Origin of the sequence: Aminobacter niigataensis (assembly GCF_946995915.1) — a bacterium.
In the GTDB taxonomy this organism is placed as follows: domain Bacteria; phylum Pseudomonadota; class Alphaproteobacteria; order Rhizobiales; family Rhizobiaceae; genus Aminobacter; species Aminobacter niigataensis.
Map to the genome: position 1 here is coordinate 4,935,912 of NZ_OX341517.1, position 11,099 is coordinate 4,947,010.

The following is an 11,099-nucleotide window of genomic DNA, read 5'->3' on the forward strand; positions in this document are numbered from 1 at the left end:
TCGCCTCCGCCGCGCCGGCATCACTTCTTGCGAGCCCTGAGCCGGGCAAGAATTCCGCCAAGCCCTGACTGCTTCTTGACCTTGGCTTCCGATCTTCCGGTCAGCACATGCGCAATCTCGTTGATCATATGGACGGTCGGGTTCTTCGCATCCATCTCGCCCAGCATGCGGCCATTGTTTGCGGCATTGCCAAACAGCAGCGCGTCGAAGGGGATGACGGACATCGGGGTGATGCCCAGCGGTTCGGCGAAATCGCTTGCCGCAATTTCCGGACGCTTGGGCAGACCTGCCTGATTGAGGATCAGCCTCGGCGGCGGATCGTTGGGCCGCAGCCGCTTGAGCATATCGACCAGGTTCTTGGTATTGCGCAGATTGGCGAGTTCCGGCGTCGCGGTGATGACCACTTCGTCGGCCCGGGCCAGGGTGTTCTTGCTCCAGCCGCTCCAGATGTGGGGGACATCGAGCACCAGCAGCGGGGTGCTGCGCTGAGCGGTGTCGATGATCTGGGCGAACGCCTCTGGATCGAAATCGTAGACGCGCTCGAGCGTCGAGGGCGCGGCAAGCAGGGACAGGTGTTCGGCACATTGGGCCAAAAGGCGGTCCAGGTAGACCTCGTCGACGCGCTCGGGCGCAAACACCGCCTCGGCAATGCCTTGGGCGGGGTCCTGATCGAAGTTGATGTTTGCGGTACCGAAAGCCAGGTCGAGGTCGGCAACGACCACTTCCGACTTGAACAGGTTCGACATGCTCCACGCGACGTTGTGGGCGATGGTCGAGGAGCCGACACCACCCTTGGCGCCGACGAACGCGATCGAGCGGCCCATCGGCTCCGCTTCGGGATCGATAAAGATCGAGGAGATCACGCTGACGATGTCGGCGGTCGATACCGGCGCCACGACATATTCGGAAATGCCCGAGCGGATCAACTCGCGATAGAGCGCAATGTCATTGTAGTGCCCGATGACCACGACCTTGGAACTCGGGTCGCAATATTCCGACAGCGCGTGCAGGGCTTCGAGAAGGTTCTTCGGCTCGCGGCGCGATTCGAGAATGATCAGGTTGGGCGTCGGCGAGCCGCGATAGACTTCTACCGCAGTCTCGACGCCGCCCATATGAACCTGGAGGTGGGCCTTGGCCATGCGTCGGTCGGCGCCGGCGCGTTCGATTGGGCCCGCGACGCTGTCGGTCTCGCAGAAGGCCTGGATGGAGATGCGCGGCACGGGCCGCAGCGCCTGCATCAGTGCCATATCCTGATGCGCAGGTTCAGCGCTCTCAGGCTGGGAATCGTAGGCGAGATTGCTCATTGTCTCGTTCTTCCCATAGCTCGCGATCAATAGTTCACTTCGGAGTTCTTGTTGAACTCGGTGGTGATCCCGCGTTTGCGGTAGAGATCGATCACTTCGCCGCGATTTTCAGCGTCGATCTCCGTCTGCTTGCGCGGTCCAAGCAAGTCGGCAGGGTTGGCAACCTGTGCGGCGAGATTGTTCTGATAGGAACAGCCGAAATTTGCGTAGTGCTTGTTCTCGGTCGTGTTGAGCACGTCCTCCGGCCAGCTGCCGCACCGGTCGGTCTGCGCGCGCATGGCGGTGTAGGTCACACGTACCGGCGACGCGGCATCGGCATAGGCCGCCTGGTAGCGGGCGATGTCGATACGGTTCGACGGCACGCCATTCCTCGTCGCGACGCGCGCCAGCGCCCGCGCGGCCTCGTTCGCCGCCACATCATTCGAGGCCCCCGCGGGCACCATGATCGTCAGCGCCGGCTTCGAGCGGCGGTCATAGTCGCTGAGGAAGCCGGCAAATGTCGCTTCTTGGCCCTTGGAGATGCCGCGATCGCTGGTGCCGACCGCGATGTCGAGGGTCTGGTTCTTCTCGGCAATGACGATTGGGTGATTGGTTCGGTAGTCATCCGGGATCGAGCCGACAGTGACGCTGTCGCGGTTGGTCGCGCATCCGGCGACAAGGGCAACTGCGGCCGCCGCCAGAAGCGGACGGAAGAGGCGCGACATTTCCTGCCGGGTCCGGCCGGTGGCGCGCGTGGCGTGGTGTATTGCCTGAGACATGCCCCTATCCCCGCTCATTTGTAGATGAAGCCGACGACGCCGTGATAACGGCCCATGGGCTTGTCGGTTTTCATGGTGCCGTAGACGCGATTGACGCGGCCGAGGAACATGCCGGCGCCGTCGCTGGCGGCGTTGAAATTGTCGTCGGGCCTGGCGAGCTCGTTGCGCGCCACCGGACGGGCCAGATACGGCGTGACGATGATGACGAGTTCGGACTCGTTGCGGACAAAATCGCGGCTGCGGAACAGGGTGCCAAGAACGGGAATCTTGGACAGCCCGGGCAATCCGTTGACCGCCTGACGCACGTCGTCGCGGACGAGGCCGGCAATCATCATCGACCCGCCGGAGGGCAGCTCCACCGTCGTGTCGGCCAGGCGCTTACGGATCGACAGGGCCGTCATGCCAGGAGCATTGAACCTCGCTCCGCGGGATCCGCCTCCCGACAGCGAGACCGACGCTTCGGTGGTCGGCTCGGAGACCTGGGTTCTGATCTTGAGACTAATACGCCCTGGCGACAGCACCACCGGCTGAAATTCGAGACCGATGCCGTATTCGATCTTCTCGATTTCGTAGGTCCGGCCGCCGCTTGAGCCGCCGCCTTCCTGGTTGGTCACCAGGTTGAACTCGCCGCCGACCTTGAAGGTCGCCTTTTCGCCCGAAACTGCGGTGAGTGTCGGCTCGGCCAGCGTCTTCATCACGCCAGCCTGTTCCATGGCATTGACATACGCGTCGAGAAGCGAGGTCCCGATCGAGACCTGTGAGGCGCCAAGCGGCTTGCCGAGACCCGGGATGCTGTCGCTGATGGCCCCCCAGCTGATGCCGTTGGCATCGCCCGAGCCGATCATGTTGACGCCGAGCTGCTTCATCACCGTGCGGCTGACCTCGGCGACGGTGACCTTGAGCATCACCTGGTCGTCGCCGACGATCTGGAGCAGGTTGACGATCTTGCTCTTCTGGCGCGTCGAGTCAGGATTGTCGATGTCGACGCCGCCATTTTCGGAGCCGCCGCTGGCGGTCTGCGAATATTGCCCGGTCGTCGCCTCACCGCCGGTGACGAAGATGGTCGCCAGATCGACAGCGCGCTTGGCATCGAGCGGCGTATCGACCATGCCGGTCAGCACGACGTTGTCGTTGATCAATTCAACCTTGATCTGCGAATTCGGGATGAAACGCTTGATGTAGTCCTCAAGCCCGGCAACGTCGCGTTCGATAGCGAGATCGAGGCTGGCGATCTGCTCGCCATTGGGGCCGAAGACGAAGATGTTGGTTTGGCCGACCGACTTGCCGAACAGGTAGATGCGGCGCGCCGTGCGCGTCACTGCATCGGCAACAGCCGGATTGGCGACAAGGATATCGTAGGCGTCGGACGGCAGGTCGATGACCACCGACTTGTTGAGCCCGAGCTTGACGCGCTGGCTGGAATTTTCCGCGCCGACCCTCGCCTTTGCAGCAAGTACCGGCGACTGCCAGACCCCAACGGAGCCTATGGCCAACGTCGCAGCAGTCACAAGAAGTCTGGCGGTGGACCTCATTTCCTTGCTCCCGATTCGGAAATCTCACCTGACTTGATCAGCCGCACCGTGCCGCGCTTGCCACTGCCCGAGACCAGATAGTCGGCCTCGGCGAGGTTCTTTTCCTGGGCGTCGGCAACCGAGCGCAGGGCAAGGGTGAGGCGGTCCGCCATCTGCTGGGCCACGGTGATGATCTCGGCCTGCTGGGCGGTGAGTTCCAGCGTCGCGGTTTCGCCGACCTTGACCTTCTTGCCCTCCTCATCCTCCTGGATGGTCTGGTCGATGGCCAGCACCCGGATGTTCTTGAGGATGGTCTCGGTGGTGAAGCCGCTTCCCGATTTCGCGGCATCGCTGCGACGGGTCATGATCACGTCGACATAGTCGTTCGGCAGAATGAAGCCGCCGGCGGAGGTGTCGGCGGAAATCGCAGTGGCGACCGCGCGACTGCCTGCCGGCAAAACCGCCGACATGAAGCTCTGGCCTTCGCCGATCAGCTTCGACTTGCGCAGCGGCTCGCCGCCGTACATGGCAAGGCGCGCGACCGAATTCTTGAATTTTTCCAGCGCTTCAGGCTCGGCGCTGCGCGTGATGAAATTGGGATTTATCGCGTCGCTCGGCCAAGGCTGCCAGCCGATGTTGCCCTCCACAACACCGCCCATCGGCACGTCGCCGGTGAGCACCAGCACGTCGGTGAGTGCGAGTTGCGGCTGTTGCGGCCCGGATTCGACGATGACCTCCTGAGGAGGTGGAGCAGACATATTCTTGGCGACGAAACCAGCGCCACCCGCGGCGGCGACCGCTACGCCAAGTATCATTAGTCGCGATGCAGCCATTGTCCGAACCTCGCCCCGGCAACCCATCAAGCCGAGTCGGACTTTGCATAGCCAATCGTCAAATTATGGTTAACGCGATGCTTATATATATGATTAACGATACCTTACGCCCGCAGGCGTGGAGATCATTGGGCAGTCAGCCGCTCCAGCGCCCAGACCATCAGGGGCGAACTCGGATAGGTGATTAGGCCACCTATGCCGAGCGCAATGCCGTAGGGCACGCCGCCGGCATCTTTGGAGAAATTCCTGAGGAACATGTTCTGGCTGGTGATGTGGGAAAGAGCGGAACTGCGGAAGGTCAGGATCGCGAGCGTCAGCATCCCGCCAAATACAGCGGAGGTAAGCAGGTACTGCATCAGCGGCATGCCGAACCCCATCCAAACGGCGGACGCGGCGATGAGCTTGGCGTCACCGCCGCCCATGCCGCCGAGTGCGAACAGCGCGAAGGTGACGGTAAGAAGCAAGGCGCCTGCAGCAAGATGCATGCCGATGTCGGCCCAGGCCATGCCGGTCAGCGGCGCGACGACAAGGAAGACGCCAAGTAGGAGTAGCGGCACACGGTTGGCGATGGTCATCGACATGGTGTCGGATACGGCTGAATATACCATGCAGAACGGGAACACGACAAAGATCAGTGCTTCAAGCATCGCCACATACCTGATAGGTTGAACCAAGATCTAACTTAGAGAATTGACATTAATCTTGGGTGAAGGCTGGGCCTATTCTCAAAAAGAAAAAGGCCGCCCTTGAGCAGCCTTTCGCTTTTTGTCTACGTGATTTTTGGCGTAGAGCCGCCTATCACGGAGCCACAGGGGCGTTTTCGATTGCCGTCGCGACACCCCTGAACTTGGTGTCGAGCGCGCTGCCAACCAAGCCGGCGCCGGCAATGATGGCAACTGCGATAAGGGCGGCGATCAGACCGTATTCGATGGCGGTCGCGCCGGATTCGTCCTTCACAAAGCGTGCGATGAGATTGGACATTGGAGAGCTCCTTACTCCGTTTGTTACAGCACTTCCGTCAACATTTCTTTGTCGTCGATCGGATGAATGCAACCTAGCGGGGAGCTCTTTCAAACGGCTTAAGAAACAGCCTTACCGAAACCTTTAGCCGGCCATTGCCATCGTGTGGTTAACTACAGGCTAAGCTGGGCTGGCCTGTTGTCTTCAGCTGGGAACCGCTGCCCGCGAGGCGTTTGGGGGGCTGCATGGCACTTCCTTAGCGGCGCTGCTCGCGCACCGGTTGCCACCAGTCAGACGGCTTAACTGTTGGTTCACCAAAAGCGTTCATCTTCCGTTGATCAGTCGATACTGACAGTGATCGAGGGGCAGCGATGACAAGGCCGAAAGCTTTCTTTCCGGGAGCGTGCGCAGTTGCGATAGCGATGGCCGCCGCCGCTGTGCCGGCCCATGCGGGTGGCGGCATCGAAGTGACGATGAACCAGGCCAAGATCGTGCGACTCGCCCGCCCTGCCGACACCATCGTGGTCGGCAACTCGTCCATCGCCGACGCCTCGGTCCAAGACGCTTCGACCCTAGTGTTGACCGGCAAGGGTTTTGGCGTCACCAACCTCGTGGTGCTCGATGCGGACGGCACGCCCATCGTCGACGAACAGGTGACCGTCATACGTCACGACGCCTCTTCCGTACGGATCTACCGCCGCTCCGAGATACAGACGCTCTCTTGCACGCCCTATTGCGAGAGCTCCTACAAGAGCGACGCCGAGCGGATGTCCGAAAGCGAGATGAACGCTTCCCAGTAAGCGTGGGACCCGCAGGACGTACCGGACAAGGTTAGCCTTGGGTAAAGATTTTGCCTGCTATTTTCCCGAACATCAAAACGGGACCTCAACGGCTTTGCACTATTGTCCGCCCGGAACGAGAAGGCGGTCGGGACATGAGCGACACAGCGTCTGCAGTGCATGACAAGACGAAGGCGCGCCGGCGGGGATTGTTCGCCGGCTTCGCGCGCGACCGCAGTGGCAGCACGGCGATCGAGTTCGTCATGCTGGTGATACCTTTCTCGCTGCTGGTCTTTGCGATCCTCGAGAGTTGCATTTCATTCGCCGGCCAGCAGGTACTTTCTAACGCAGTCGACGATGTCGCCCGCCAGTTGCGCACTGGACAGGTCAAGAGCAAGGACGTCACCAAAGATTGGCTGGAAGGCAAGATCTGTGAGCGTCTTGAGGTCATCGTCGCCGACGGGTGCCCCAATCTGATCGTTGACCTGCGCAGCTATCCAACTTTTGCTGCTGCGGCCGACGTGAAGCTCAGGCTGACTGGCCGGGAGATCGACACGACCGGCATTAGTGTCACGCCTGGTCCAGCCGGCACCAAGAACATGCTGCGCGTTTTCTACAAATGGCCAGTCATCACCGACTTCATGCGGGCGTCCATGTCGAACCTGAACGGTGGCTATACGCTGCAGTTTGCGTCTGCCATCTGGCAGAACGAACCGTTCAATGATTGATCGAAACGGCCAGTTACGGCCGCAGCTAGCGGAAAGTCTTGGGATGTCGGCGTGGCGGGGGGCACAATCGATGCTGAAGCAATTGCGATCATACGCATATGCCCTGATTTCAGACCGGCGCGGTATCGCCGCGGTCGAATTCGCCTTCGTCGTCCCTCTCCTGTTGTCGCTGTATTTCGTGACCATGGAGGTCTCCCAGGCGATCGAGACGAACAAGAAAGTCAGCCGGGCCGGCTCGATGGTCGCCGATCTCATCACGCAACAGCAGACGATCAAGGCAACCGAAGTGGACGCGGTGATGAAGATTGCCGAGTCGATCCTGCAGCCCTACAACCGCAGCACCGGCAAGATCTTCATCACGGCAATTCAGGTCACCGACGAGGCGTCGCCCCAAGTGCTGGTGGTCTGGTCGCGCAAATACGTCGACGGCGTCGGCAAGCCCGACGTCGTCAAGGACACGGTGACGACCGTGCCCGACGCCCTCAAGACCAAGGGCGCTTTCCTGATCCGGGTCGTCAGCGAACTCGACTACAAGCCGATGATCACCTGGGCCGCCGAAAGCAAGCCCGTGCTTGGCCTCGCTGCCGCAATCGATCCGATCACGATGGACGAGACCTATTATCTGCGGCCGCGCATGAGCCAGACGATCCCCTGCACCGGTTGCGAAATCTAGGTAGCCGGTCCATCTGCTCTCGTCAGTTGCCATTTGCGGGATAATTGCCAACGACCGCGACTGATCCTATGTCTGTGCGGCAAGCTGGCAACCGAGAGCCCTTCATAGATGGCGCGTGCATTCCTGTTCGTCCTGGATTCCTTCGGCATTGGCGGCGCGGCCGACGCCGAACGTTTCGGCGATGTCGGGTCCGATACCTTCGGCCACATAGCAGCCGCCTGCGCCGAGGGCCGCGGCAATCGCGAGGGTCTGCGCTCAGGTCCGCTCGACCTTCCGAACATGACGGCACTCGGGCTCGGCCGCGCGGCAAGGCTGGCAACCGGCTTTGAATTCGAAGCGAACGCCAAGCTGCGCGCCGGCGCCTTCCACGGCGCCGCCCAAGAGATTTCGAGCGGCAAGGACACGCCGTCGGGCCATTGGGAGATCGCCGCGGTGCCGGTCACCTTCGCCTGGGGCTATTTTCCACAGACCGTGCCGGCCTTCCCGGCATCGCTGACCGAAGCCATCACCCGCGAAGGCAATGTGCCGGGCATCCTTGGCGATTGCCACGCCTCGGGCATCGAGATCATCGAGCGCTTCGGCGAGGAACACATCCGCACCGGCAAGCCGATCTGCTACACATCGGTGGATTCCGTCCTGCAGATCGCCGCGCACGAAGAGCACTTCGGGCTCGAGCGGCTCTATGAGCTTTGCAAGACTGTCCGCCGGCTCGTCGACCCGCTGAACATCGGCCGCGTCATCGCCCGACCCTTCGTCGGCGAAAGCAAGGAGACGTTCGAGCGCACGCCGAACCGCAAGGACTATGCCACGCCACCGCCGGAGGCGACGCTGCTCGACAGGCTCACCGAGCGTGGCAGCAAGGTCATCGCCGTCGGCAAGGTCGGCGACATCTTCGCCCATCGCGGCATCAGCGAAATCCGCAAGGGCGTCGGCAACATGGCGATGTTCGACGCAGCACTCGGCGCCATGGACGATGCCGGCGACGGCGATCTCGTCTTCGCCAACTTCGTCGATTTCGACACCGAATTCGGTCATCGCCGCGACGTGCCGGGTTATGCGGCTGCCCTGGAAGCCTTCGACGGGCGCCTGCCGGAAGCGTTCGCACGGCTGAAACCGGGCGACCTGCTGATCCTGACCGCCGACCACGGCAACGACCCAAGCTGGCGCGGCACCGACCACACCCGCGAACGCATCCCGGTGATCGGTGTTGTGCAGGGCCTTCGCGGCGGCGATATCGGCCTCAGGCCGACATTCGCCGACATCGGCGAGACGGTGGCCGAGCATCTCGGCCTGCCACGTGGGCGCCACGGCACCTCCTTCCTCGAAACGATCGCCACCCATGCCTGAATTGCCCGAAGTCGAAACCGTCCGGCGCGGACTGCAGCCGGTGCTCGAAGGCGCGCGCATCGAACGGGTCGAAACGCGCCGGCCGAATCTGCGCTACCCCTTCCCCGAACATTTCGGCGAACGCCTTGCGGGCAAGAAGATCACCTCGCTCGGCCGCCGCGCCAAATATCTGCTCGCCGATGTCGAGGATGCCCCGCTGCTGATCTGCCATCTCGGCATGTCCGGCTCGTTCCGCGTCGAAACCGACGAGGATGGAACGACGCCGGGCCAGTTCCACCACGAGCGATCGAAGTCGGAAGCGCACGATCACGTCGTCTTCCACGTCGCCGATCAAAGAGGCGCAGCGATGCGCGTCGTCTTCAACGACCCCCGGCGTTTCGGCTTCATGCTGTTTGCCGAGCGCAACGGCACCGAGCATCCGATGCTGTCCGGCCTCGGGGTCGAGCCGACCGGCAACACGCTCGACGGCGAATTGCTGGGCGGCTTGTTCGAAGGCAAGAAGACGCCGCTCAAGGCGGCGCTGCTCGATCAGCGCCTGATCGCCGGGCTCGGCAATATCTATGTCTCCGAAGCTCTCTGGCGCGCCGGCCTGTCGCCACTGCGCGCTGCCGGCACCCTCGCCGGCAAGGGCAAGGTGGCACGCGAACGTGCTGCGCTGCTCGCCGCCAGCGTGCGCGAGGTGATTGCCGATGCGATCGCGGCGGGCGGCTCCTCGCTGCGAGACTATGTCCACACCGACGGCTCGCTGGGATACTTCCAGCACTCGTTCTCCGTCTATGACCGCGAGGGCGAACCGTGCCCGCACACCGGCTGTGCCGGCCATGTCGAGCGCATAGTGCAGAGTGGGCGATCAACCTTCTATTGCCGCCAGTGCCAGCGCTAAGCTAGATCAGGTCTCATTGGTGGTGCTGCGAGACAGGGAGAGCCTGAGATGGCCTATGAAACGATCATCGTGGAAACACGCGGCAAGGTCGGGCTGATCACGCTCAATCGACCGAAGGCGCTCAATGCGCTGAATTCGCAGGTGCTCGGCGAACTGCTGGCCGCCACCGCAGCCTTCGAGGCCGACCACGGCATCGGCGCCATAATCATCACCGGCTCGGAAAAGGCATTCGCCGCCGGTGCCGACATCAAGGAGATGCAGGCCAAGACCTATGTCGAGGCCTATCTCGAGGATTTCTTCTCCGGCTGGGAAGCCTTCACCCGCAACCGCAAGCCGATGATCGCGGCTGTCGCGGGCTATGCGCTGGGCGGCGGCTGCGAGCTCGCCATGATGTGCGACTTCATCATCGCCGCCGACTCGGCCAAGTTCGGCCAGCCCGAGATCACCCTCGGCGTCATGCCCGGCATGGGCGGCTCGCAGCGACTCACCCGCTTCGTCGGCAAGTCCAAGGCAATGGACATGTGCCTGACCGGCCGGATGATGGATGCGGCCGAAGCCGAGCGCTCGGGGCTGGTATCGCGCGTCGTACCGGCGGCCGACCTCATGGAAGAGGCAATGAAGGCGGCGGCCAAGATCGCCGATTTCTCGTTGCCGGCGGTCATGATGTGCAAGGAGGCCGTCAATCGCTCCTATGAAGTGACGCTTTCGGAAGGGCTGCGCTTCGAGCGCCGCCTGTTCCATTCGATGTTCGCACTCGAAGATCAGAAGGAAGGCATGGCGGCTTTTGCGGAGAAGAGGACTGCGAATTTCCGCAACCGCTGACCGGAATCGCGTTGACGTTGGGAGTAAGCTGAACTATAAGCCGCACCAACCGAGGCGCCCCTAGGGACGCCCGAATGATTTCTGCGCTTTGCGGGAAGCTGCTCGCGCCCACCATAGATCAAAGAGAGGCACCATGGCCAATACCTCCTCGGCCAAGAAGGCTACCCGCAAGATTGCCGCCCGCACCGCGGTCAACAAGAACCGCCGTTCGCGCGTCCGGACCTATATCCGCCAGGTCGAAGAGGCACTGGCCTCGGGCGACAAGGCAAAGGCAGAAGCCGCCTTCAACGCCGCTCAGCCGGAATTGATGCGCGCCGCCAGCAAGGGCGTGGTCCACAAGAACACCGCCTCGCGCAAGGTTTCGCGTCTGGCTCAGCGGCTCAAGGCGCTTTCCGCCTAAGCCCTGCAAGCAATTGGATTTCTGATCAACCCGGCCTCACCAGCCGGGTTTTTCTTTTGTCCGAAAACGGCCGGAAAAGCAGTCCGCAATGGCCGTGCGAG

At 62.2% G+C, this 11,099-nt stretch carries 13 protein-coding genes; 7 read left to right on the forward strand and 6 right to left on the reverse strand.

The genetic code is table 11. The features are described 5' to 3' along the window. Positions 1–20 precede the first annotated feature (20 nt). The 6 genes from O1Y97_RS24315 to O1Y97_RS24340 form a co-directional block, all read right to left on the reverse strand. Positions 21–1,304, reverse strand: coding sequence for an AAA family ATPase (locus O1Y97_RS24315; protein ID WP_108610077.1), 1,284 nt, complete (start codon positions 1,302–1,304; stop codon positions 21–23). A 26-nt stretch (positions 1,305–1,330) separates the two neighbouring features. After that, on the reverse strand, positions 1,331–2,062 hold the full coding sequence (locus O1Y97_RS24320; protein WP_183264155.1) for a CpaD family pilus assembly protein: 732 nt from the start codon (positions 2,060–2,062) through the stop codon (positions 1,331–1,333). Positions 2,063–2,076: 14 nt separating this feature from the next. After that, positions 2,077–3,594, reverse strand: coding sequence for a type II and III secretion system protein family protein (locus tag O1Y97_RS24325; protein WP_108609529.1), 1,518 nt, complete (start codon positions 3,592–3,594; stop codon positions 2,077–2,079). Next, entirely contained in the window at positions 3,591–4,406 is an 816-nt protein-coding gene (gene cpaB, locus O1Y97_RS24330) for a Flp pilus assembly protein CpaB (protein ID WP_318762670.1), read from the reverse strand. Before cpaB ends, O1Y97_RS24325 begins: the two co-directional genes overlap by 4 nt. A 125-nt stretch (positions 4,407–4,531) precedes the next feature. Next, entirely contained in the window at positions 4,532–5,053 is a 522-nt protein-coding gene (locus O1Y97_RS24335; RefSeq protein ID WP_108610078.1) for an A24 family peptidase, read from the reverse strand. Between the two features lie 151 nt (positions 5,054–5,204). Then, positions 5,205–5,387: a Flp family type IVb pilin gene (locus tag O1Y97_RS24340; protein ID WP_108609531.1), complete on the reverse strand. Its 183-nt coding sequence runs from the start codon at positions 5,385–5,387 to the stop codon at positions 5,205–5,207. A gap of 401 nt (positions 5,388–5,788) precedes the next feature. Here O1Y97_RS24340 and O1Y97_RS24345 point away from each other — a divergent pair, with 401 nt between their 5' ends. The 7 genes from O1Y97_RS24345 to rpsT all read left to right on the forward strand — a co-directional run bounded on the left by O1Y97_RS24345 (position 5,789) and on the right by rpsT (position 10,998). Next, positions 5,789–6,166, forward strand: coding sequence for a pilus assembly protein N-terminal domain-containing protein (locus O1Y97_RS24345; protein WP_246389690.1), 378 nt, complete (start codon positions 5,789–5,791; stop codon positions 6,164–6,166). A 134-nt stretch (positions 6,167–6,300) separates the two neighbouring features. Continuing rightward, positions 6,301–6,873 carry a TadE/TadG family type IV pilus assembly protein gene (locus O1Y97_RS24350; RefSeq protein ID WP_108609533.1) on the forward strand — a complete coding sequence of 191 codons (573 nt, stop codon included), beginning with the start codon at positions 6,301–6,303 and terminating at the stop codon, positions 6,871–6,873. 70 nt (positions 6,874–6,943) lie between these two features. Continuing rightward, entirely contained in the window at positions 6,944–7,546 is a 603-nt protein-coding gene (locus tag O1Y97_RS24355) for a TadE/TadG family type IV pilus assembly protein (protein ID WP_318762672.1), read from the forward strand. Between the two features lie 108 nt (positions 7,547–7,654). Further along, the gene (locus O1Y97_RS24360; protein WP_318762673.1) at positions 7,655–8,893 is read left to right on the forward strand and encodes a phosphopentomutase; all 1,239 of its coding nucleotides are present in this window, start codon (positions 7,655–7,657) and stop codon (positions 8,891–8,893) included. Beyond that, a complete protein-coding gene (gene mutM, locus O1Y97_RS24365) occupies positions 8,886–9,776 on the forward strand; it encodes a bifunctional DNA-formamidopyrimidine glycosylase/DNA-(apurinic or apyrimidinic site) lyase (RefSeq protein ID WP_318762674.1) in 891 nt (296 codons plus the stop codon). The genes O1Y97_RS24360 and mutM overlap by 8 nt, the downstream gene beginning before the upstream one ends. Positions 9,777–9,824: 48 nt before the next feature. Beyond that, on the forward strand, positions 9,825–10,598 hold the full coding sequence (locus tag O1Y97_RS24370; RefSeq protein WP_108609537.1) for an enoyl-CoA hydratase: 774 nt from the start codon (positions 9,825–9,827) through the stop codon (positions 10,596–10,598). Positions 10,599–10,731: 133 nt separating this feature from the next. Further along, the gene (gene rpsT / locus O1Y97_RS24375) at positions 10,732–10,998 is read left to right on the forward strand and encodes a 30S ribosomal protein S20 (protein WP_055980783.1); all 267 of its coding nucleotides are present in this window, start codon (positions 10,732–10,734) and stop codon (positions 10,996–10,998) included. Positions 10,999–11,099: the final 101 nt, after the last annotated feature.

Coding starts and splice junctions, on each gene's coding strand:
- O1Y97_RS24350 (WP_108609533.1), top strand. CDS start 6,301: ATGAGCGACACAGCGTCTGCAGTGCATGACAAGACGAAGGCGCGCCGG.
- O1Y97_RS24320 (WP_183264155.1), bottom strand. CDS start 2,062: ATGTCTCAGGCAATACACCACGCCACGCGCGCCACCGGCCGGACCCGG.
- O1Y97_RS24345 (WP_246389690.1), top strand. CDS start 5,789: ATGGCCGCCGCCGCTGTGCCGGCCCATGCGGGTGGCGGCATCGAAGTG.
- O1Y97_RS24315 (WP_108610077.1), bottom strand. CDS start 1,304: ATGAGCAATCTCGCCTACGATTCCCAGCCTGAGAGCGCTGAACCTGCG.
- O1Y97_RS24370 (WP_108609537.1), top strand. CDS start 9,825: ATGGCCTATGAAACGATCATCGTGGAAACACGCGGCAAGGTCGGGCTG.
- O1Y97_RS24340 (WP_108609531.1), bottom strand. CDS start 5,387: ATGTCCAATCTCATCGCACGCTTTGTGAAGGACGAATCCGGCGCGACC.
- rpsT (WP_055980783.1), top strand. CDS start 10,732: ATGGCCAATACCTCCTCGGCCAAGAAGGCTACCCGCAAGATTGCCGCC.
- O1Y97_RS24355 (WP_318762672.1), top strand. CDS start 6,944: ATGCTGAAGCAATTGCGATCATACGCATATGCCCTGATTTCAGACCGG.
- mutM (WP_318762674.1), top strand. CDS start 8,886: ATGCCTGAATTGCCCGAAGTCGAAACCGTCCGGCGCGGACTGCAGCCG.
- O1Y97_RS24325 (WP_108609529.1), bottom strand. CDS start 3,594: ATGAGGTCCACCGCCAGACTTCTTGTGACTGCTGCGACGTTGGCCATA.
- O1Y97_RS24360 (WP_318762673.1), top strand. CDS start 7,655: ATGGCGCGTGCATTCCTGTTCGTCCTGGATTCCTTCGGCATTGGCGGC.
- cpaB (WP_318762670.1), bottom strand. CDS start 4,406: ATGGCTGCATCGCGACTAATGATACTTGGCGTAGCGGTCGCCGCCGCG.
- O1Y97_RS24335 (WP_108610078.1), bottom strand. CDS start 5,053: ATGCTTGAAGCACTGATCTTTGTCGTGTTCCCGTTCTGCATGGTATAT.